The 21,415-nt window shown below is 44.6% G+C and carries 21 protein-coding genes; 10 read left to right on the top strand and 11 right to left on the bottom strand.

Annotated features, from left to right (window positions below; translation table 11 throughout):
* Positions 1–89 precede the first annotated feature (89 nt).
* Positions 90–584, bottom strand: coding sequence for a peptidylprolyl isomerase (locus OE749_RS14765; RefSeq protein ID WP_263713245.1), 495 nt, complete (start codon positions 582–584; stop codon positions 90–92).
* A 183-nt stretch (positions 585–767) separates the two neighbouring features.
* Between OE749_RS14765 and cysS the strand changes: the two genes are divergently transcribed.
* Entirely contained in the window at positions 768–2,150 is a 1,383-nt protein-coding gene (gene cysS, locus OE749_RS14760) for a cysteine--tRNA ligase (protein WP_263713244.1), read from the top strand.
* Positions 2,151–2,312: 162 nt separating this feature from the next.
* On the opposite strand, the gene OE749_RS14755 is transcribed toward cysS, so the two are convergent.
* On the bottom strand, positions 2,313–3,002 hold the full coding sequence (locus tag OE749_RS14755) for a cytochrome b/b6 domain-containing protein (RefSeq protein ID WP_263713243.1): 690 nt from the start codon (positions 3,000–3,002) through the stop codon (positions 2,313–2,315).
* A 211-nt stretch (positions 3,003–3,213) separates the two neighbouring features.
* Here OE749_RS14755 and OE749_RS14750 point away from each other — a divergent pair, with 211 nt between their 5' ends.
* Positions 3,214–3,477 (top strand): hypothetical protein, encoded by a 264-nt coding sequence (locus OE749_RS14750; protein ID WP_263713242.1) that lies wholly within the window; start codon positions 3,214–3,216, stop codon positions 3,475–3,477.
* A 29-nt stretch (positions 3,478–3,506) separates the two neighbouring features.
* Here OE749_RS14750 and OE749_RS14745 read toward each other — a convergent pair whose 3' ends face one another.
* A complete protein-coding gene (locus tag OE749_RS14745) occupies positions 3,507–4,490 on the bottom strand; it encodes a hypothetical protein (protein ID WP_263713241.1) in 984 nt (327 codons plus the stop codon).
* A 183-nt stretch (positions 4,491–4,673) separates the two neighbouring features.
* Between OE749_RS14745 and dapB the strand changes: the two genes are divergently transcribed.
* The 5 genes from dapB (at position 4,674) to OE749_RS14720 (ending at position 12,220) form a co-directional block, all read left to right on the top strand.
* Positions 4,674–5,471 (top strand): 4-hydroxy-tetrahydrodipicolinate reductase, encoded by a 798-nt coding sequence (dapB, locus tag OE749_RS14740; RefSeq protein WP_263713240.1) that lies wholly within the window; start codon positions 4,674–4,676, stop codon positions 5,469–5,471.
* A 470-nt stretch (positions 5,472–5,941) separates the two neighbouring features.
* Entirely contained in the window at positions 5,942–7,072 is a 1,131-nt protein-coding gene (carA, locus tag OE749_RS14735) for a glutamine-hydrolyzing carbamoyl-phosphate synthase small subunit (protein WP_263713239.1), read from the top strand.
* 25 nt (positions 7,073–7,097) lie between these two features.
* Positions 7,098–10,319: a carbamoyl-phosphate synthase large subunit gene (carB, locus tag OE749_RS14730; protein WP_263713238.1), complete on the top strand. Its 3,222-nt coding sequence runs from the start codon at positions 7,098–7,100 to the stop codon at positions 10,317–10,319.
* Positions 10,320–10,460: 141 nt separating this feature from the next.
* Positions 10,461–10,937, top strand: a complete 477-nt coding sequence (gene greA / locus OE749_RS14725; protein WP_263713237.1) for a transcription elongation factor GreA — start codon at positions 10,461–10,463, stop codon at positions 10,935–10,937.
* A gap of 458 nt (positions 10,938–11,395) precedes the next feature.
* Positions 11,396–12,220, top strand: coding sequence for a flagellin N-terminal helical domain-containing protein (locus OE749_RS14720; RefSeq protein ID WP_263713236.1), 825 nt, complete (start codon positions 11,396–11,398; stop codon positions 12,218–12,220).
* A 94-nt stretch (positions 12,221–12,314) separates the two neighbouring features.
* Here OE749_RS14720 and lnt read toward each other — a convergent pair whose 3' ends face one another.
* The 6 genes from lnt to OE749_RS14690 all read right to left on the bottom strand — a co-directional run bounded on the left by lnt (position 12,315) and on the right by OE749_RS14690 (position 18,781).
* Positions 12,315–13,829 carry an apolipoprotein N-acyltransferase gene (lnt, locus tag OE749_RS14715; protein ID WP_263713235.1) on the bottom strand — a complete coding sequence of 505 codons (1,515 nt, stop codon included), beginning with the start codon at positions 13,827–13,829 and terminating at the stop codon, positions 12,315–12,317.
* A gap of 1 nt (position 13,830) precedes the next feature.
* Positions 13,831–14,691: a CNNM family magnesium/cobalt transport protein CorC gene (gene corC, locus OE749_RS14710; protein ID WP_263713234.1), complete on the bottom strand. Its 861-nt coding sequence runs from the start codon at positions 14,689–14,691 to the stop codon at positions 13,831–13,833.
* 33 nt (positions 14,692–14,724) lie between these two features.
* A complete protein-coding gene (gene ybeY, locus OE749_RS14705) occupies positions 14,725–15,192 on the bottom strand; it encodes an rRNA maturation RNase YbeY (RefSeq protein WP_263713233.1) in 468 nt (155 codons plus the stop codon).
* The gene (locus tag OE749_RS14700; RefSeq protein ID WP_263713232.1) at positions 15,189–16,268 is read right to left on the bottom strand and encodes a PhoH family protein; all 1,080 of its coding nucleotides are present in this window, start codon (positions 16,266–16,268) and stop codon (positions 15,189–15,191) included. The genes ybeY and OE749_RS14700 overlap by 4 nt, the downstream gene beginning before the upstream one ends.
* 21 nt (positions 16,269–16,289) lie before the next feature.
* Positions 16,290–17,723: a tRNA (N6-isopentenyl adenosine(37)-C2)-methylthiotransferase MiaB gene (miaB, locus tag OE749_RS14695; RefSeq protein WP_263713231.1), complete on the bottom strand. Its 1,434-nt coding sequence runs from the start codon at positions 17,721–17,723 to the stop codon at positions 16,290–16,292.
* A 179-nt stretch (positions 17,724–17,902) separates the two neighbouring features.
* Entirely contained in the window at positions 17,903–18,781 is an 879-nt protein-coding gene (locus OE749_RS14690) for a DMT family transporter (protein ID WP_404828183.1), read from the bottom strand.
* Positions 18,782–18,873: 92 nt separating this feature from the next.
* Between OE749_RS14690 and OE749_RS14685 the strand changes: the two genes are divergently transcribed.
* The 3 genes from OE749_RS14685 (at position 18,874) to OE749_RS14675 (ending at position 20,634) form a co-directional block, all read left to right on the top strand.
* The gene (locus OE749_RS14685; RefSeq protein WP_263713229.1) at positions 18,874–19,242 is read left to right on the top strand and encodes a hypothetical protein; all 369 of its coding nucleotides are present in this window, start codon (positions 18,874–18,876) and stop codon (positions 19,240–19,242) included.
* A gap of 133 nt (positions 19,243–19,375) precedes the next feature.
* The gene (locus OE749_RS14680) at positions 19,376–20,254 is read left to right on the top strand and encodes a cyclase family protein (protein WP_263713228.1); all 879 of its coding nucleotides are present in this window, start codon (positions 19,376–19,378) and stop codon (positions 20,252–20,254) included.
* A 68-nt stretch (positions 20,255–20,322) separates the two neighbouring features.
* Positions 20,323–20,634, top strand: a complete 312-nt coding sequence (locus OE749_RS14675; RefSeq protein WP_263713227.1) for a hypothetical protein — start codon at positions 20,323–20,325, stop codon at positions 20,632–20,634.
* A gap of 34 nt (positions 20,635–20,668) precedes the next feature.
* Here the strand turns inward: OE749_RS14675 and OE749_RS14670 are convergent, their stop codons facing one another.
* On the bottom strand, positions 20,669–21,184 hold the full coding sequence (locus OE749_RS14670) for a GNAT family N-acetyltransferase (protein WP_263713226.1): 516 nt from the start codon (positions 21,182–21,184) through the stop codon (positions 20,669–20,671).
* Positions 21,185–21,412, bottom strand: coding sequence for a disulfide bond formation protein DsbH (locus tag OE749_RS14665; RefSeq protein ID WP_263713225.1), 228 nt, complete (start codon positions 21,410–21,412; stop codon positions 21,185–21,187).
* Between the last annotated feature and the right edge of the window lie 3 nt (positions 21,413–21,415).

Below are 21,415 nucleotides of genomic sequence, written 5' to 3'. Positions count from 1 at the left end.
CAATACTGGTGTAAATGAAGCTAGGGTTGGTGCATTTTTTCTCTCGGTAAAGGGACAGGGCAGAAACGTCTTTCTGCCCAAGTGAATCGTTACTCGACGATTTCTGCTTTTTCAATGACAACGCTATCTACAGGAACGTCTTGGTGGAACCCGTGATTACCTGTTTTTACGTTTTTAATTTTTTCTACCACGTCCATACCTTCAGATACTTCAGCGAATACGCAGTAACCCCAACCATCCATTGATTCACTGCGGAAATTCAAAAATGTATTGTCTGCTACGTTGATGAAGAACTGAGCTGTGGCACTGTGAGGATCGTTAGTACGCGCCATAGCAACCGTACCTTTTTGGTTAGATACGCCGTTGCTTGCTTCGTTCTCAATGGGATCGTGGGTAGACTTTTGATTCATCTCGCCATCAAATCCGCCGCCTTGAATCATGAATCCGTCAATAACACGGTGGAAAATGGTGTTGTCATAAAAGCCTTCTTTTACATATGTTAAGAAGTTTTCAACGGTTTTCGGGGCTTTGTCAGTCAACATTGTTAGCGTAATTACGCCAAAATTAGTATGTAATTTAACCATGTTTGATTCTCAGAAATATAAACAGAGGGTAGTGTAGCCTAACGCTGCATCTATTTCAGTAGAGAATCTCGGCGATGACGACAATAAAACTGCTGTTTATGGGCTGCGTACAGTTTATGAATGGAAAGGGCGATGGTAGAATCCGCTTTTACAATTTAATTCACTTATTCAAGAGAGACATTAATGCTACACATTTACAACACACTGTCCCGCCAAAAGGAAGCGTTTAAACCCTTGCAGGAAGGCAAGGTTGGATTGTATGTGTGTGGTATCACTGTATATGATGTCTGTCATATGGGGCATGCAAGAACGTACTTAAGCTTTGATTTAATGGTGCGTTATTTGCGTCACAGAGGTTATGACGTTAACTATGTTCGAAATATCACCGATGTCGATGACAAAATCATTCAGCGAGCTAACGACAATGGTGAAACAGCAGAGCAATTGACTGCGCGCACCATCGCAATGATGCATGAAGATTTTGCTGCAATTAACCTGCTTGAACCAGATGTAGAACCTCGTGTTACTACACATATGGCTGAAATTATTGACGTGATTCAACGTTTAATGGATAAAGGCTATGCTTATCAGGCAGCAAGTGGCGATGTGTTGTTTGATGTCAGTAAATACGAGGCGTATGGCAAACTCAGCCGTCAGGACTTAGAACAGCTTAATGCTGGTGCACGAGTTGAAACTACGGCTGACAAAGACGATCCATTAGACTTTGTCTTGTGGAAATCTGTGAAGCCTGGTGAGCCTTTCTGGGAGTCGCCGTGGGGCAATGGTCGTCCAGGATGGCATATTGAGTGCTCGGCGATGAACAGCAAGCATTTAGGTACGCATTTTGATATTCATGGTGGCGGTTCAGATCTCATATTCCCCCATCACGAAAACGAAGTGGCGCAGTCATGCTGTGCATTCGACACACCATATGTTAATTATTGGATGCATACCGGTATGGTTCAGGTAAACGATGAGAAAATGTCTAAATCGTTAGGCAACTTTTTCACGTTGCGAGATGTGTTAAAAGAGTATGATGCCGAAACACTTCGTTATTTTTTAATGTCTGCCCATTATCGCAGTCAATTAAGCTATTCAGAAGACAATATTCATCAGGCTAAAGCGGCATTAGAGCGTTTGTATACTTCGCTTCGTGGCATTGATGCAGACATGTCTGTCGACATTGAACATGCTGAATATGTAACGCGTTTTAACAAAGCGATGGACGATGATTTTAATACGCCAGAAGCGTTTTCTGTCCTGTTTGAACTAGCGCGTGATTTAAATAAAGCGGAGCAAGGCTCAAGTGAGCAAGCTAAACTTGCTGGCTTATTACGTAAGTTGGGGGGAGTGTTAGGGTTGTTGCAGCAAACGCCTGAAGCTTACCTTCAAGGCGGCGCTGGTAATGACGACGAAGTGGCGAAGATTGAAGGCCTCATTCAGCAACGTAACGATGCTCGCGCGAGTAAAGACTGGGCGGCTGCTGATGCTGCCAGAGACGCACTGACTGCAATGGGCGTAGTGTTAGAAGATGGCCCGCAGGGCACAACGTGGCGCAAGGCATAGTAAAGAATATTTAGATGTCGTTAAGCAAAAGGTCAATATTGGTTTTGGCCAAACTGAATTTAACGTAGTCGCTAGTGAAAGAAACCCCAGCTTTGGCTGGGGTTTTCTCTTCATGGTTTATCACCAATGCCTATTTCTCGCGATGCTTGAGGCAACATGAGGTTAGTAGTAAAAGTCATCCACGATGGGTGGTGGGTTGACAAACACGAGCCACCATACAAATGCTGCGACTGTTGCCAATAACACCACGGCTAATACCATTCTTGATGATGAAATACCATGCTGTTCAGGTACGCTTTTTTTCCCGTGTATCATTGGCTTAACCAAATCTTTCTTAAACTTAAACTTGTACAACACAATTGCCAGTATGTGAACCGCGCTAATACCAAGTATTACATTGAATAAAGTGTTGTGAAGCGTTGCCATCCATGATTTAAGTTCAGGGGCTTCAACGTAGTAATACGGTGCGGTAAACAGCACGTCATCGGTAAGAAATAAACCACTAACAGCTTGAGTGAGCACAATGAGTAGTGTGGCAATGATCATCCATGCGCCAAGTGGATTGTGACCAATACTTTCTGGAGGATTGCCGTTTTTTATACCTTTTAAATAAGACATGGTTCGTTTAGGGCCAGCAACAAACTCAGAAAATCGGGCGTAGCGCGTACCTAATATTCCCCACAGAATACGAAAAAGTAAAAGAGTGAGAATGCCGTAACCAACATAAGCATGAAGTTCGATGCTGTCTTCAAGGATTTCCGCTGATAGCCATTGAAAACCTAGGGCACAGACCAGGCCCCAATGAAAAAGGCGAGTAGGGAGGTCCCAAACCAACCGTTGTTTTACATCCACGATTTATTCTCCGTCTCTAACTACACGTAAACCGCGCCAAGACTATCACACTTGCACCTGTAACCAAGATTATTGCGTTATATGGCATTAACGATAAGGCGAACAATTGCATTATTAGGTAATGATTGCTGTTGGTCACGTTAGGTAGCGTGACTTTACCCCCTGAAGAATGGTTGAATGGGCAGGCTCTAAGAAATCTAAGGGACGCGCGATGCCACCGACAACGCCGAGTACAAATGTTACTTTTGAAATTATACCCAAAAATTGGACGAAACGGCGAAAAGCAAAACCTGAACCTCGTGCGGTTGCTGTTGAAATTCCCGAGTTTGTGTATGAAAAAAATCATCAGTGTATTATGTATGTTACTTATGACGATGGCTCTACTCGAGAATACCTAGGCCGCGTATTACAAAACCCTATTACTGGTCGGTGGGCCGTTGATGGCATGCACGTCGCAGTAAGAGTAATTACCTGAAACGTGCATGACTTAGCGTTGAAAAAAGGTTATCGATTGAATGTGAACTCGGCTTGCGGTGCGACTCTCTCGGCCAGTAACTCTATGGCCTCCTGTGCTTTTTGTTTATCATCTTCTGATACATGCTTTTCAATTTCTTTGACCGCTGAGAGCACCTGTAGTGCCGTATCAAATTGATTCTGATAGGCTTTGGCTTCTAATAACTGCGTCTTGCTTTGCAGGGTCGAAGCCTGATCGCCTTTTACCAATGATTCCAGCGATTCCACCATCCGATTTAGGATGCGGTAAACCATCGAGGCAGAAAACCCGCCCAGAAGAGCGAGCGTGGGTTTGAGAAGGCTGCCGTATAAAATGTCTCCGTCAGCGGCCTGCGTTTGAGAATGAAAAGACTCTTGCGGTAAAAGCTCGACAAGAAACAAGCCTGCAATAACCCCCAAAACAATTTTTGTCCAATAGGTGGAATCGTACTTCGGATCGTAGTTAACGTTGCCAATGTATTGGTTCAGCTGATACAAGGCAGCAAAACCCGCTCCAAGGCCTGCACAACTCATTAAAAATCCGATATTGATCAGTAAGTCTCCTCCACTAGAAGCCAGTATGCCTTTGTTTAGCGAGATGTAATTCACTGAAGGCGTCATTCCTGTTGCGATAAACACCAGCAAAAATACAAAGTTAAGGCACATTAGTTGCCTGATAAGCGGGACTGGACCAAGAAAAGACAAAGGATGACGGCTCTTCCGTTGTGTTTGCAATAACAAGATGCTTTGCGGAATGGCGGGAGCAATCAACCGTGATAAGTATTTGTGAATATTACCCAATACGGCGACATCTTTTTCATCTAGCGCATCTTTTCTCATGATTGCATTAATTTGTTCCAACTGAACCGGGTCCGGCAATTTACCGTTCGATAGGGCAAACTCAGCCATTGCCAGCGTTTCTTTAAGAAGCGTTTTGTGCATTTGCGAAAAGAGCGCCCGGGTCTGAGATGACAATGATGTATCAAGATTTTCCATGTTTTACTTTCTTGTTGTTCTACAGTTGGTAGGTGTTTGGCGTCATCATAGTGTTGAAAGTGAAAGGGCACAATATATGCCTGACTATTCGGGTATAAATTAGAATAAGAATTCCGCCTAAGTGGTATAAAACCTGATAGGATTCAATATATTGAATCCCTGTGTAGAAGAGTATTGAACAACATGAAAGTAGGTATTTTGGGCGCGAATGGGCGCATGGGACGCGTGTTGATTGAAGCCGTTTCTTTAGACGATACGGTAACGCTTGGTGCGGCTGTTGTGCGCGCAGGTTCCGCGTTTAACGGTGTAGACGCTGGGGAATTAGCAGGTATAGGTCGTATGGGCGTGGCAGTGCGCTGCGAAATCGATGCGTTAGCTGATGATATTGATGTACTTATCGACTTCACCTTGCCTGAGGCGCTGATGTCTAATTTGTCTTGGTGTGTTCAACATCATGTCCCTATGGTGATTGGAACTACGGGGTTGTCTGACGCTCAGAAAAGCGAATTGGCCAATGCAGCCAAATCAATCCCTATTGTATTTGCCGCAAATTACAGTGTGGGTGTCAATGTGATGCTGAATTTGGTTCGCCAAGCCGCTAAGGCCATGGGCGATACTGCTGATATTGAAATCATTGAAGCCCATCACCGTTTTAAAAAAGATGCGCCATCTGGAACAGCAATGGCAGTGGGCGAAGCGATTGCTGATACGTTAGGACGAGATTTAACTCAGTGTGCGGTATATGGTCGAGAAGGTGATACAGGGGAGCGAGCGCATGACACCATTGGGTTTGCCACAGTAAGAGCTGGCGACGTGGTAGGTGAGCATACGGCGTTATTTGCTGATATCGGAGAACGGCTCGAAATTACCCATAAGGCGTCTAGTCGTCTGACTTTTGCTAAAGGTGCCGTAACGGCGGCGAAGTGGCTTAAACACAAGCCAGCAGGGATATACAGTATGTCAGATGTATTAGGGTTTTAGTTTTTGTTCTAGGATACAAACAATATAAACGTCAAAACGCCAGCTTGCGATGGAGTGTCATTTTAGGTTTTAACTTATGGGTTTACCGATGGCAATTCCAATACGCAAGCTAACAAAAGCTCTGCTACTATTGATTCCAATATCATTGTCAAACTCGCAGCCACATGCTTGAAAAAGTTGTCTAACTGGTCAGAAATATGTTTTTTTGCGGGTTATTAGACAAAAGTGCCCTTAAAGGGGTGTTTTTCTAAATTATCTTTAACTAAATTAGACAAAAGCTTAATGCTCGTGTATGATGCTGAGAATTTGCCAAAATTTTGCAGTTTGGGTCTGCTTATTGGTAGGCTTGGTCTGTAAAGCAGCAAAGAAGGCTAGCGGGGTGTTATGTGCATCATGTATTCCGTTTTTTGTAGGGTTTTAGCGCTTTGTCGTTAAATTTCCCTTGGGTTGTCCTTAATTAGGAGGTTGACTTGGCTAATTCTGCCCTTTTGGTGCTAGAAGACGGTTCTGTCTTCAAAGGCACTGCAATAGGTGCTTCTGGTATTTCTGTCGGTGAAGTAGTGTTCAATACATCAATGACAGGCTATCAGGAGATTCTCACTGATCCCTCATATGCCGAACAAATCGTTACCTTAACGTATCCTCATATAGGTAACACCGGCACCAATGAAGAGGATGTTGAATCAACAAAAATCTGGGCCAAAGGCCTTATCATTCGAGACCTCCCTCTTTTAGCCAGTAACTTCCGTAATACTCTCTCCCTTTCTGATTATCTCAAACAAAACAACATTCTTGGTATCGCAGACATCGACACCCGTCGCCTCACTCGTATTTTACGTGATAAAGGTGCGCAGAATGGCTGTATTGTTGCGCTTGATAACTTAGATGAGGCCGTTGCGCTGGAACAGGCTAAATCGTTTCCGGGTTTAAAGGGAATGGATTTGGCAAAAGAGGTGACGACCGAGACACAGTTTGCGTGGACAGACGGGTCTTGGACACTGGGCGAAGGGTATAATACTGGCGTAGCTGAATTGCCTTACCATGTCGTGGCATACGATTTCGGTGCCAAGCACAATATACTGCGAATGCTTGTTGATAGAGGTTGCCGCTTAACGGTCGTGCCTGCTACAACGCCCGCTGAGGATGTACTGGCAATGAATCCAGATGGTGTCTTTTTATCAAACGGTCCGGGCGATCCTGAGCCATGTGAGTATGCGATTAACGCGATACAAGTATTTTTAGAAAAGAACCTACCGATATTTGGTATTTGTTTAGGCCATCAGCTTCTTGCCCTGGCCAGCGGTGCGAAAACGGTAAAAATGAAGTTTGGTCACCACGGTGCTAACCATCCTGTGAAAGACTTGAAAAATGACGTCGTCATGATCACCAGTCAAAACCACGGTTTCGCAGTCGATGAAGGCTCACTGCCAGATAATATTGAAGTGACTCATGTGTCGTTGTTTGACCAATCGCTTCAGGGTATTCATCGTAAAGATAAGCCCGCTTTCAGCTTTCAAGGGCATCCAGAAGCTAGCCCTGGTCCTCATGACGCAGCACCGTTATTTGACCATTTCATTGATTTGATAAAACAACACCGTTAATCACCAGAGGAAGAGATTTAATACTATGCCGAAACGTCAAGACATAAAAAGTATTCTCATTCTTGGAGCTGGCCCAATTGTTATCGGTCAGGCTTGTGAGTTTGATTACTCTGGTGCGCAAGCGTGTAAAGCGCTGAGAGAGGAGGGTTACCGAGTTATTTTAGTGAACTCTAACCCTGCAACCATAATGACTGATCCGGAAATGGCTGATGCTACTTACATTGAGCCGATTCACTGGGAAGTTGTTAAGAAAATTATCGAGGCAGAGCGCCCAGATGCTATTTTGCCTACTATGGGCGGACAAACGGCACTTAACTGTGCGCTTGATTTGAATAAACATGGCGTACTTAGCGAGTTCGGTGTTGAAATGATTGGCGCAACCGCCGATGCAATCGACAAAGCAGAAGATCGTGAGCGTTTCGACAAAGCCATGAAGTCGATTGGACTTGAATGTCCACGTGCAGAAATTGCCCATACAATGGAGCAAGCCCATGACGTGTTAAGCCGCATTGGTTTTCCATGCATCATTCGTCCGTCGTTTACTATGGGCGGCACGGGAGGCGGGATTGCTTATAACATCGATGAATTTGAGGAAATTTGTCGCCGTGGCTTAGATCTGTCACCCACCAGTGAACTGCTCATTGATGAGTCGTTAATTGGCTGGAAAGAATATGAAATGGAAGTCGTACGAGACAAGAACGACAATTGCATCATTGTGTGTACCATTGAAAACTTCGATCCTATGGGCGTACACACAGGCGATTCTATTACGGTAGCGCCTGCACAGACACTGACAGACAAAGAATTCCAGATCATGCGTAACGCTGCGATGGCTGTACTGCGTGAAATTGGTGTCGAAACAGGCGGCTCAAACGTGCAGTTTGGTATCGATCCTAATACTGGCCGTATGGTTATCATTGAAATGAATCCGAGGGTGTCTCGTTCATCGGCTTTGGCTTCGAAAGCGACAGGTTTCCCGATTGCGAAAGTTGCGGCGAAATTGGCGGTAGGGTATACCCTTGATGAGTTGGCAAACGATATCACTGGTGGCCTAACGCCGGCCTCATTTGAACCCGCGATTGATTATGTGGTTACGAAAATTCCACGTTTCAATTTTGAAAAATTTGCCGGCTCAAATGACCGTCTGACAACCCAGATGAAATCGGTTGGCGAAGTGATGGCTATCGGACGGAACCAACAAGAATCGTTACAAAAGGCCTTGCGTGGGTTAGAAGTGGGAGTAAATGGCCTCGACTCCATTCTAGATTTAGACGATCCTGAAAGCCACAAAAAGCTCATTCATGAATTACGCGAACCCGGTGCTGAGCGTATTTGGTACATTGCAGATGCGATGAGAATGGGCATGTCGGTAGATGAAATTTTCAATCTGACCAATATCGATAGATGGTACTTGGTTCAGATAGAAGAGTTGGTAAAACTTGAGCAGAAGGTTGCAGACATTGGTTTATCAGGTATAGATAATGACCTGATGAGAACTCTGAAACGCAAAGGCTTTTCAGATGCGCGACTGGCGGAATTAACCAGCGTGGCTGAAACCGATGTGCGTGATGTGCGTCGTCAAATGGATATTCAGCCAGTATATAAACGTGTAGATACGTGTGCTGCTGAGTTTGCGACCAGCACAGCTTATATGTACTCAAGTTACGACGAAGAGTGTGAAGCCGCACCTTCTGATAAAGATAAAATCATGGTGTTGGGCGGTGGCCCTAACCGTATCGGGCAAGGGATCGAGTTCGATTACTGTTGTGTTCACGCGGCATTAGCGTTACGTGAAGACGGCTATGAAACCATTATGGTGAACTGTAATCCTGAAACGGTTTCTACCGACTACGACACGTCTGACCGATTGTATTTTGAACCCGTTACGCTAGAAGACGTGTTAGAAATTGTACGCGTAGAGAAACCGAAAGGTGTCATCGTTCAATACGGCGGGCAAACACCATTAAAGCTTGCCAGAGCATTGGAAGCCGAAGGTGTACCGATTATTGGCACTTCACCAGATGCTATCGATCGCGCTGAAGATCGTGAGCGCTTCCAGCAAATGGTAAACAAGCTGAATCTGAAGCAGCCAGCCAACGCGACGGTAAGTAACATGGAGCAGGCACTGACAGAAGCTGAGAAAATAGGGTTTCCGCTGGTGGTTCGTCCGTCTTATGTATTGGGTGGGCGCGCAATGGAAATTGTCTATGACCTGAAAGACCTAAAACGCTATCTCAATGAAGCGGTAAAAGTCTCGAACGACTCACCGGTGTTACTCGATCGTTTTCTTGATGACGCAATCGAAGTGGACATTGACGCCATGTGTGACGGTACTAACGTCGTTATTGGTGGCATTATGGAACACATCGAGCAAGCGGGTGTGCACTCGGGTGACTCAGCTTGTTCACTGCCGTCATATTCGCTTAGTGAAGATATTCAGAATGTGATGCGTGAGCAAGTCAAAGCAATGGCACTAGAGTTAGGTGTGGTTGGCTTAATGAATACGCAGTTTGCGGTAAAAGACGGCGAAGTGTATTTGATTGAAGTGAACCCTCGTGCAGCACGCACAGTGCCCTTTGTTTCTAAAGCGACTGGGCTACCTTTAGCGAAAATTGCCGCTCGCGCCATGGCAGGACAAGACTTACCTTCGCAGGGCGTTGATAAGGAAATTATTCCACCGTTTTATTCTGTGAAAGAAGTGGTACTGCCGTTTGCGAAGTTCCAAGGTGTTGACCCACTTTTAGGCCCAGAAATGCGCTCTACAGGTGAGGTTATGGGAGTTGGGCTCAACTTTGAAGAAGCCTATGCCAAAGCAAATTTGGGCGCGAGCCAACCTATTCCAAAACCGGGTAAAGCATTGTTGTCTGTACGTGAAAATGACAAAGCACGAGTCATTGAACTGGGTCGTAAGATGGCGACGAAAGGCTTTGTGCTAGAAGCAACCAAAGGCACAGCAAAAGTGCTTAAGGACGCAGGCATTTTGTGCTCTGTGGTTAACAAAGTCACAGAAGGTCGACCTAACATTGTAGACGCAATCAAAAATGGTGAGTATTGCTACATTGTAAATACGACAGAAGGGCGTCAGGCGATCGAAGATTCTGTGTACATCCGAAAAGAAGCGTTAGTGAATAAAGTCACTTACACTACGACGATGAACGCAGCTTTCGCAACGATCAACGCCCATGAAGCGGATGATCGTGCGCGAGTGACCTCAGTTCAGGCATTACACAAACAAATTCACGGCTAGAAAGCGTATTACGTATTTGTAATAATTTTGAAATCTAGTACAGTGTACGTTTGAATTTTAATGTAATAGGGCGGCTTAGGCTGCCCTATGCTTTCTTACTAGCACAATCAATTTCATAAAGATAAAGCGAGTTATTGATAAATGAATCAGTATCCAATGACTGCGAAAGGCGCAGACATGTTGCGTGAAGAGCTGAATGAGCTTAAGTCAGTTCGTCGTCCACAAATTATTGAAGCCATTGCAGAAGCCCGTGAACACGGCGATTTGAAAGAAAATGCGGAATATCACGCTGCGCGAGAGCAGCAGAGCTTTTGTGAAGGACGTATTCAGGACATCGAAGGTAAACTGTCTAACGCACAAATTATCGACGTGACCAAAATGGAAAACAACGGCAAAGTGATTTTTGGTGCGACTGTAACCATCTTGAACTTGGATACAGATGAAGAAACCACATACCGCATTGTGGGAGATGATGAGGCAGACATCAAAAATAACCTTATTTCAGTTAATTCTCCGATTGCCCGAGGGTTAATTGGAAAAGAGTTGGATGATGTCGTAAACATCCAAACCCCTTCAGGTACCGTTGAATTTGAGATTTCTGAAGTAGAGTACGTTTAATTTAGCTTCTATCTCAGTTAGATGAAAACGCCAGCTTTATTGCTGGCGTTTTTGTTTACAGCTAACAATTGTATATTTTGCGTGTGCGCTAAACGTCTTATTTCAGAATTAGGCTAAAGACAACGACAACCCTAATTTTGAGTCACATTTTCTAACTCCCCTCTCTGAATTGTTGATATTTTCTGCAAATCCAAATTAAAAGCGGCAATGATTTGCCTCCTTTAAATATGTTTTAAAACAACTATTTATAAGTGTTGGGGTGGCATATTGCCGTAAAAATTGAGTTTGCGGCGAAAAAATTCCTAAGGTTAATTTTTGAACAGACGATAACTATTCACGAGAGGGCAGTGTCAATAACCCGGATATAATCGGAAGTATTGCGCTAGCAGTGTTTTTTCAACCTGATATACAGGTTGCCGGCATACACCGCCGGACTGAGAGTGTGAGGTAGTTATATTATGTCTATGTTCGTAAATACTAACGTATCGTCATTGAATGCGCAGCGTCAGCTGTTTGACGTATCACAACGATTAAATACATCGTTTGAGCGTTTATCTTCAGGTTTTCGTATTAACCGTGCGGCAGATGATGCGGCGGGTTTGCAAATTACAGACCGCATGACGTCTCAGGTTCAAGGCTTAGACCAAGCAGTACGTAACGCGAATGATGCCATCTCACTGACGCAAACAGCAGAAGGCGCGATGCAAGAAGTAACATCAAGCTTACAGCGCATTCGTCAACTCGCGGTACAATCACAAAATGGTATCAATACATCAGCCGACCGTGCAGCGCTTCAAAAAGAAGTAGATGCACTAAAAACTGAGATTTCACGTGTGGCTCAAACCACACAGTTTGCAGGGGTAGACCTATTAACAGGTGGGTATTCAGCCGCGTTCTTAGTGGGGGCCAATGGTGGTCAAACTATCAGTGTGAACTTATCTCGTACAGGTGGATATGGTACGTCTGGTTTGGGTCTGGGTACGAACTCAGTGGCAACCGCTGCGCAAGCATCAGCGACATTAGCGGCAGTTGATGCAGCGATATCGACGATAGGCTCAGCACGAGCAGATTTGGGTGCGCTTCAAAACCGCTTCCAGTCAACAATTAGAAACCTGAGTAATATTTCAGAGAACGTTTCAGGGGCACGTTCACGAATTAAAGACACAGATTTTGCGTCAGAGACGGCTGAATTGACACGTAACCAGATTATTCAGCAGGCGAGTCAGACGGTATTGTCGCAGGCGAACCAACGTCCGCAAGCGGCACTATCACTACTAGGGTAATCTTCTAGACACGCCCTCTCAATCGAGTGTAGAAGCACAAAGGCCAAACGAATGTTTGGCCTTTTTTTTATATGACTTTTAAGATAAACATCACCTATTGGTGAGTAGATGTGCGAGAGAAGAAAAATCTAGAAACAAGTGCTAAAAAGGTGAATATCCACATAGGGAGATCGCCTAACCAACGGTAGGGTGTGTTGCCTGTTACGAGGCTTACCGAATCGGTTAATACCGCGGCTTCAAATTGAGGAAGCAGGCTTTGTATATTGCCTGAAGCATCAATAATGCCGGTAATTCCATTATTGGTTGCGCGAATTACTGGCATTCCGAACTCTTTTGCTCGCACTTGGGCAATTTGCATATGCTGTGCTGGGCCATGAGAGTGACCAAACCATGCGTCATTACTTACTGTAATGATCATGTCAGAATTCTTGTGAAGGTTTGCACCAATTTGACGTGGAAAGGCAATTTCAAAACACAGCGCTGGTGCAAGGCGGTAACCATTCGCCATAAGATTGGCTTGTTGATAGTCTCCGCGGCTAAATGAAGACATAGGAAGGTCGAACAAAGGGGCAATGCCTCGTAACCAATCTTCAAAAGGAATAAATTCGCCAATAGGCAAAAGGTGATGTTTTGCATATCGGTTTACATGAAGATAGCGGTAGTGACCTTGTGTATCATTTTGCCGTTGTTTGCCCACCACTATAACGTTATTGAATGCCTCTGACGTTTCAAAGTTATAATTAACAATGCCCGTAATTAAGCTGGTATTGGCAGCAATAGCGAGTTCATCCAATTCCCTAATATAGTTACGAGCCAGCGGTTCAAGCTTGGGTATTGCGGCTTCAGGCCAAACAATAATATCGTTACGCCAATGCGCTTCTGTCATTCGCAGGTACTTTTCCATTGTGGGACGGTCCTGCTCAGGTACCCAACGCAATTCTTGTTTTATATTGCCTTGCACAAGTGCAACAGAGGCCGTTTTGTTGGTTGGGGTAACCCAGTCAATACGGTCGAAGACAGCACCCGTTATTAGTGTGATTAATGCGGGTGATAAAGCAAAATAGTAATTACGTTGCTTAACGCCAAGCGCAAGGGCACTCGCGCACAGTACGAGTAACGCTGATAATCCGGTTTCGCCTATCACGGGCAGCCAACCAGCAAGCGGGCCGTTTGTTTGACTGTAACCTATAGAAAGCCATGGAAATCCGGTTAACATCCAACTTCTGAACCACTCAACCACAAACCAAAGCGCTGCCGCCGATAATGGCCAAATAGAACGGCTAAAGCTGCGTTGAAGAGCGTAAGCGAAAAAGGTTGGATAAAGGGCTAGGTAAGCGCAAAGCAGTAACATTAGCCCGATTGAGCCAATCAGCGGTAACCCACCAAACTCAGCAATACTGACGTGAACCCAAGAGATCCCCGCACCAAACCAGCCCAATCCAAAGGCCATTCCAGTTTTCGCAGCTTGTTTAGGAGACGTGCCCAAAAGCAAATAGCTAAACAGAGCAAAGCAGGGCAGGGTTAGCCACCAGAAATTAAAAGGAGCATACGCTAATGTAAGGGCGCTGCCTGATAACAGTGCAGCGCCATAATGAAATGCCGGTTTCACATTACTCTTCCAAGTCGGGAAGCGTAACCTTTAGCTGCACAAGACGACGTTTGTCGGAATTGGTAATTTTGAAGTGGATTCCTTCAATAGAGATTTCCTCGTCCGTGCTGGGCATATGACCAAAGGCTTTTAATACAATCCCTCCGATCGTGTCCGCTTCTTCTTCACTAAACTGTGTTTCAAAGAACGTATTAAACGCTTCAAGTGGCGTTAGGGCTTTGACAGAGTACGTGTATTTATTTAACGGCCTGATGTCTTCAATTTCATTGAGTTCAACATCGTGCTCGTCTTCAATTTCACCCACGATAAGCTCAAGAATATCCTCAATGGTTACCAAGCCAGATACGCCACCATACTCATCTACCACGATTGCCATGTGGTAACGTTGTTGGCGAAACTCTTTAAGCAATACGTCTACGCGTTTGCTTTCAGGCACAATCACCGCTGGGCGGAGTACTTCGCGAAGTTTAAATTCTTTATCGTTATTGAATGCGTACGCGAGCAAATCTTTTGCTAGAAGAATGCCTTCAATGTGATCTTTATCTTCGCTGATCACGGGAAAACGTGAATGCGCTGAATCAAGCATAACAGGCAAAAATTCTTCAACAGATTCGTCGATATCAATGGTGATCATCTGTGCTCTGGGGATCATGATGTCCCTAACACGCATGTCGCTGATTTCCAATACGCCTGCCATCATTTCGCAGGTTTCTGGATCGATTACGCCATTATTTTGGGCATCGTTGACTAGGTCAACAAACTCTTCTTTGCTTCTCGGCTCTCCCGTAAAGGTTTGGACTATTTTGTCTAACCAATTTTTATTGGAAGAGCCGTTCGTAGAGTGGGGATTATCGTCGCTCATAGATTTCTATTTTTAGTTCCTGAAAACGTATATTCAATGATCTTGATAGGGATCGTCAATGCCTAATTGAGAAAGAATGTCAATTTCAAGACTTTCCATCTCTTCTGCTTCAGCATCTTCAATATGGTCAAAGCCTAATAAATGCAAGGTGCCATGCACAATCATATGTGCCCAGTGGTGCATACTGGCTTTATTTTGCTGTTTTGCTTCGGTGTCGACAACATTGGCGCACACCACAAGGTCGCCTAACAGTGGCAAGTCGATACCTGGAGGCGCTTCAAAGGGGAAAGACAACACATTGGTGGGCGCGTCTTTTCCTCTATACTCGTGATTAAGGGACTGGCTTTCCTCATCAGAAACGATACGGACAGTGACTTCCCAATCGCTATCAGATGACGCCTTTGCACCCTGCAATGCCGCTGCTATCCACGTTTCAAGCTGCGCCAGAGAAGGTGTGTTGGCATGCTCAGTAGCAAGTTGTAAATCAACGATGATGTTCACGATTCAGGCGACCCATCATTACGATCTGACTTTTGTTCTGATGATGTCTGTGCGCGCTGTTGCAGTTGCTCTTCTTTTTTAGCTTTACGCACTTTCTCTTGCTCTTCATCATGTTCTTCATAAGCACGCACGATGCGAGCTACAACAGGGTGTCTGACAACGTCGTTAGCATTAAAGAAATTAAAAGAAATATCGTTTACATCTTTTAGTACTTCAATAGTATGACGCAATCCAGAGCGAACGCCGCGAGGCAAATCTACCTGTGTGATATCTCCGGTAATGACTGCTTTTGAATTAAAACCGATACGGGTTAGAAACATTTTCATCTGCTCTACCGTTGTATTCTGGCTTTCATCAAGAATGATGAACGCGTCGTTCAAGGTTCTACCGCGCATATAAGCAAGCGGTGCGACTTCAATGACGTTACGCTCAATCAGCTTTTCTACTTTTTCAAAGCCTAACATTTCAAAAAGGGCATCATAGAGAGGGCGTAGGTACGGATCGACTTTTTGTGATAAATCGCCCGGTAAAAAACCAAGCTTTTCGCCTGCTTCGACGGCAGGACGTGTCAGCAGAATTCGACGAATTTCTTGACGTTCAAGTGCATCTACAGCACAGGCTACCGCGAGGTAGGTTTTCCCTGTACCTGCAGGCCCAATACCGAAACTGATATCGTGATTAACGATATTAGCTACATATTGAGACTGGTTCGGATTACGCGGCTTGATCACACCGCGCTTAGTTTTAATATGGACTTCTTTACCGTAATTACCTGATTCCGCTTGCTCAAGGCACTTGGCTTCTTGAATGGCCAAATGCACTTGCTCAGGCTCAAGTTCAGGAACTTGTCCTTTTACAGGTTGGGTTTCAATGTAAAGCAGCTTGAGTAGCTCTATCGCGCCGTTTGCTTGTTGCGCTTTGCCCATAATTTTAAAGGCATTGTCACGATAGGAAATTTCTACTCCTAAGCGACGCTCTATTTGCTTAATGTTGTCATCGAAAGGACCCACTAAACTTGAAAGCCGCTTATTGTCAGCAGGCTCCAGAACGACTTCATTGCTTATTACGTTACTCAATCTTGTTCAACCTATCCTAAATTATTGTGGAGTGAATTGCGCGACGCCAATTTCGTCTGGCTTGTCGCCACTTTGCTTGGCGATAATGGTTTGCGGTGCAACGGCAACGCGCAAGCCCATGTCTGCTTCTCTTCTTACAACATCGCCGCGAAGTGAATTGGTGAAAACGTCAGTCACTTTAATATCGACAAATTCTCCAATCATGTCTGGCGTGCCCTCAAAATTAACCACACGGTTATTTTCTGTTCTTCCCGACAATTCCATTGGGTTTTTCTTAGACGGCCCTTCCACCAAAATACGCTGCTCTGTACCTAACATACCGCGTGCAATACGCTGTGCTTGTTGGGTAATGCGTTGTTGCAACAAATGCAAACGTTGCTTTTTCGTGTCTTCCGACACGTCGTCAGGCAAATCTGCTGCCGGTGTACCCGGGCGAGCGCTGTATATAAAGCTGAAGCTTAAATCGAAATCCATGGCGGCAATTAAGTCCATGGTGGCTTCAAAGTCGGCGTCTGTTTCGCCAGGGAAACCGATGATAAAGTCTGAAGACATACTCAAGTTTGGACGAATTTTCTTCAGGCGGCGAATCTTTGACTTATATTCGATAGCCGTATGTCCTCGTTTCATGAGGTTTAGAATTCGGTCAGCTCCGCTTTGCACAGGGAGGTGCAAATGATCTACCAACTCTGGAATAGACGCGTAAGCGTCAATGATGTCATCAGTAAATTCTACTGGGTGCGACGTTGTGTAGCGAATGCGGTCGATGCCATCGATAGATGCCACTAACTCCAGTAATTCAGCAAAGGTACACACTGAGCCATCATGGTGTGGCCCACGAAACGCATTTACGTTTTGACCTAGCAGATTGACTTCACGAACACCTTGTTCGGCTAATTGTGCGATTTCATAAATAACGTCGTCAACAGGGCGGCTCACTTCTTCACCGCGAGTATAAGGAACGACACAGAATGTACAGTATTTAGAACACCCTTCCATAATCGACACAAACGCTGTAGGGCCTTCAGCACGTGGCTCTGGTAAGCGGTCAAATTTTTCAATTTCAGGGAAACTCACATCAACCACTGAACTGTCACCATTGGTGATTTGGTTGATCATTTCCGGTAAACGGTGAAGTGTTTGTGGTCCAAATACGATATCAACATAAGGCGCGCGTTGACGAATAGTTTCGCCTTCCTGAGACGCAACACAGCCACCCACACCAATAATCAGTTCAGGTTTTTTCTGTTTAAGGGTTTTCCAACGCCCTAATTGATGAAAGACTTTCTCCTGCGCCTTCTCTCGGATAGAACAGGTATTTAACAGAATAACATCCGCATCTTCTGCTTCTTCAGCCAGACTGTAACCATGTGTTGAATCCAATAGATCTGCCATCTTCTCCGAGTCATACTCGTTCATTTGGCAGCCCCAGGTTTTAATGAAAAGCTTCTTACTCATGTTGATTAATTATACCCTACCACGTCAAAACGTATTAATTTCCTGCACCGCAACTTTGGTTAGCGTATGCGATACGCCCGCGAAAAATGCAATGGGCGGGCGGTTGGTCAAAAATGAACCGCGCATTCTAACGGTAAATAGGTTCGGAAACCAGCGTTAGATGGCGATTTTCGTCGTATTTATAGCCATCGTTGGCGTATCGTCATGTTGGCAGCAAAGATGATCAGAACGGTACCCAAAATTAACCCAGCAGAAACAGGCTCTTGCCAAAATACATAGCCTAATATAGCGGCGAAAATAACGCTGCTATAAGTGAGCAAGCCAATTTTAACTGGCGAGGCCAATTGAAAGGCTTTGGTCATAAACAATTGGCCGATGGTAGCAAAAAGTCCCATTGTAATTAAGGCTAACCAGCTTGCGGTTGAGATGGGTGTCCAGTCGAAGAGCATAGGAAAAAAAGATACCACGGAGGCGATGCCAGAAAAGTAAAATACGATGCGGGCAGAAGGTTCGGTGCCTGATAACTTGCGGATAGAGCATTTATTTACGGCTACTAAGCATGCACATATTAACGCAAGCCAAATGTATATATTAAAATCGGTTTTATCTGGCTCTAATACTAAGGTCACGCCCACAAACCCTACTAATATTGCGATGCCTGTTATGCGCGAAATATGCTCTTTTAGCCATATCCTGGCAACGATGGGGACAAGAAAAGGTGCGGTTAACAGCGCCATCATGGCGGGCGCTAGCGGCATATTGGCAAGCACTTGAAAAAAGCAATACATCGCAATTAGCCCTGTTATCGAACGGAATAGATGCAATCCAGGATACGACGTTTTCAAACCGCTTACGCCAACTCGAAATACCCACGGTAAAAGAAACATAAAAGCAAAGACATTACGGAAAAACACCAATTGAGCTTGGGTGAGGTCTGTACTTAAGTGCTTAACGAGCGCGCCAACACCAGCAAATAAGACTTCCGAGAGCACAAGACATATTCCTCCGGCAAGCGCTGGAGATGCTTGTAAAGTATGTGTGAACGAAAATAAACGCAAAGGGCTAACCGCTGTAAAAACAAATAGTTTATCAGAGCTGGCGGTAAGCTAAAATCGCAAATACCTTTTTAATCATCGCTTATTTTCGAACAATGGCAGCAAACGTTCTTCAACTTATTCTAAGGAGCACGCTACTTGGTGCGGCAGGGCTTGCAGCACTGTATTACGGAAGCTTTTTAATCATGCCGAGTGTAATGGTGGTAAATCAATCTAGCGCAAATTTGACGCAATCAGTCGTGAATTTGCCGCGCTCTCGCCTTGATTTTGGTTTAATTTTAGCCAATAAGTCTAATCGAATTTACTATTCCTTAACGCAAAGCGATGGTCTGTATGAGTATTATTTTGTTTTGTCTGATAATACCGCTTTGAAAGGACAGTGCGGCTCGGTAACAAATAATGAAATCGGCAAGCGTGTTGTTATTACTGTTTTCGATGATAGTGCCCGATGTGAGAAAAAGTAACATTAAATATTGAAAACATGGCAAATACACGCGCAACGCTTCGCTATCATGATTGGCGGAATTTATTGGAGCTTCGCGTATAAAACGTCACTTCAATAGCTAGATCCAATAGTGAAAACAAGGAGAAGAAACCATGATATTGAATCGCGCTTTACTTATAACGTGGCTTATTGGCATTGTTGGTGCGACAAGTGCTAAAGCTGATGATATTGCATCACTTGCATCGGCAAAAATTGTTGAACTGAATCATGTGTGGGATGCCGACGCGCCATTATTGGGGTTTAACCCACCGTACCAATTGGTGCTGCGAGATACCCATAAAGATAGCACCGGTTTAATTCCTAATTTTTCGTTTTCGTCCGATATTATGTATTTCAGCGGCCAACATGGTGCGCCAAACATAGATGCGATTGGGCATATTGGCTCAAATGGCAAGGTATTTGGTGGGGTAGACGCGGTTGAAAATGACAGTGCTAAAGGCCTTAAAACATTAGGAATTGAAGCGTATCCATCTGAGCGTTATCTCAATCGGGCCGTGCTGTTGGATGTGGCCAAGTTTAAAGCGGTGGAACATTTGGCGCCGGGATATGAGATTACTGAAAACGACCTTATTCAAACCGCTAAGCATCAAGGGGTGAAGGTTGAGCCTGGCATGTCAGTATTAATACGAACCGGGTATGGGCGTTTTTTCAAAACGGATAAGAAGCGGTATGTGGGGCCAATACCCGGTGTGGGCGAGGCAGCAGCAAAGTGGCTTGCTAAGCAAAATGTCTTTTTAACGGGCGCAGATCAACTAACTTTCGATGTTTACCCAAAAGGTGGAACGGTGTTTCCTGCTCATCGTATTTTATTGGCGGAAAATGGCATTTATATCGTGGAGAACATGAATTTAGAAGCGCTGTCTGACACATTAGCACAGACGAAGCGCTATGATTTTTGGTTAGTGATGAACCCTCCCAAAATTCGGGGTGCAACGGGTATGGCAATCAATAGTTTTGCTATCCTTCCTTAGTAGATTTCTCGCACACAACGCCGAAAAACCGTTTTAGTGGAGACTATAAGGTGCCGATAGCAAATTGTATGCTGACATTTGAGCATGATGCTGAAATAGCGAAATTGATTCCATTGTGGTCATCACTGTCAGGCGTGAGAGAAACGCATCTGACAGTGAACATCATACCAAACGTTCAACAGTATGGTCAGCCTTACGATGTAATGGTTAATCTGTACCTACCTTCAATGTGGTCAAATTCTCAGGTGGCCGCAATTCAACTTGGCTTGGCAAACGCCCTATCAACCAGTTTAAAGCGACCCATAAGTGATATTCATATAATCAGCACCATTGTAGATACAGGCTTAGTTGTTGAGGATGGGCACATGATTACTTGGTAACACAAAGGTACAGTTGAAGCGTTTTCCCAATCATTTAATCGCCGTCAAATACATAGATATGATTGTCTATGTCTACTTGATCAAACTGAAAGCGCAGATTTCCCGCGTGGCGAAAGCCAAGATGCGTGTAATAGGTGTTTGAAGCATTGTTTACCCAAGTATATAGCCAAAAGCGATGGCTGATGTTTTCTTTGACAAAGCGTAATAGTTGACGTCCAAACCCGTGTTGGCGAAAAGGTTGATGAATATACAAGTGAACTATTTCAACGTGGGAACCTATTTGCGAGGCATCTTCTTGCATATCGATTTTTTCATAGTGAGACAGTAAATCCACGAGCGCAAATCCACGAATATACCCAGACGCTTCAGCTATGATAAGTTGGTATTGGGAACAGTCTAATTTTTCCTGGAAATAAGCAGGTGTGAATGTTGTTAGAGCATATTCCGCGTACGCAGGCTTGATGCCGTCTTGGGCGTAGGTCTCTAACCAAACTTGTACAGACAATGCGGCAAGGGCCGTGCAGTCATCTCGTGTTGCATAACGAATCACTTAGATACTTCCTTCTTGCTCAATGACAAGTATGCGAGCAGCGCCATGTGGGTGAGCCACATGTTCGGTGCCATCGAGTACAACAAACACTTCCTCACCGTCATTGATATGCCATTTGTAGGGTTTATCTGTCCAGTGCAGACGCGTGGTAATGCCATTCATATTGGCAATGTTTTTTGCTTCCCAAGGTGTTTTTCCAGTGAAGTCTTTACTTCGAATGATTTCCATTTC

Origin of the sequence: Fluctibacter corallii, assembly GCF_025751585.1 — a bacterium.
In the GTDB taxonomy this organism is placed as follows: Bacteria; Pseudomonadota; Gammaproteobacteria; order Enterobacterales; family Alteromonadaceae; genus Fluctibacter_A; species Fluctibacter_A corallii.
Note: the sequence above shows the minus strand (reverse complement) of the source record. Positions and strands in the feature narration are given on the sequence as shown.

Bases quoted from the DNA above. Each gene is read 5' to 3' on its own strand.
- OE749_RS14765 (WP_263713245.1), bottom strand. From the start codon at position 584: ATGGTTAAATTACATACTAATTTTGGCGTAATTACGCTAACAATGTTG.
- cysS (WP_263713244.1), top strand. From the start codon at position 768: ATGCTACACATTTACAACACACTGTCCCGCCAAAAGGAAGCGTTTAAA.
- OE749_RS14750 (WP_263713242.1), top strand. From the start codon at position 3,214: ATGCCACCGACAACGCCGAGTACAAATGTTACTTTTGAAATTATACCC.
- OE749_RS14745 (WP_263713241.1), bottom strand. From the start codon at position 4,490: ATGGAAAATCTTGATACATCATTGTCATCTCAGACCCGGGCGCTCTTT.
- dapB (WP_263713240.1), top strand. From the start codon at position 4,674: ATGAAAGTAGGTATTTTGGGCGCGAATGGGCGCATGGGACGCGTGTTG.
- carB (WP_263713238.1), top strand. From the start codon at position 7,098: ATGCCGAAACGTCAAGACATAAAAAGTATTCTCATTCTTGGAGCTGGC.
- greA (WP_263713237.1), top strand. From the start codon at position 10,461: ATGAATCAGTATCCAATGACTGCGAAAGGCGCAGACATGTTGCGTGAA.
- OE749_RS14720 (WP_263713236.1), top strand. From the start codon at position 11,396: ATGTCTATGTTCGTAAATACTAACGTATCGTCATTGAATGCGCAGCGT.
- corC (WP_263713234.1), bottom strand. From the start codon at position 14,691: ATGAGCGACGATAATCCCCACTCTACGAACGGCTCTTCCAATAAAAAT.
- miaB (WP_263713231.1), bottom strand. From the start codon at position 17,723: ATGAGTAAGAAGCTTTTCATTAAAACCTGGGGCTGCCAAATGAACGAG.
- OE749_RS14685 (WP_263713229.1), top strand. From the start codon at position 18,874: ATGGCAGCAAACGTTCTTCAACTTATTCTAAGGAGCACGCTACTTGGT.
- OE749_RS14680 (WP_263713228.1), top strand. From the start codon at position 19,376: ATGATATTGAATCGCGCTTTACTTATAACGTGGCTTATTGGCATTGTT.
- OE749_RS14675 (WP_263713227.1), top strand. From the start codon at position 20,323: ATGCTGACATTTGAGCATGATGCTGAAATAGCGAAATTGATTCCATTG.
- OE749_RS14665 (WP_263713225.1), bottom strand. From the start codon at position 21,412: ATGGAAATCATTCGAAGTAAAGACTTCACTGGAAAAACACCTTGGGAA.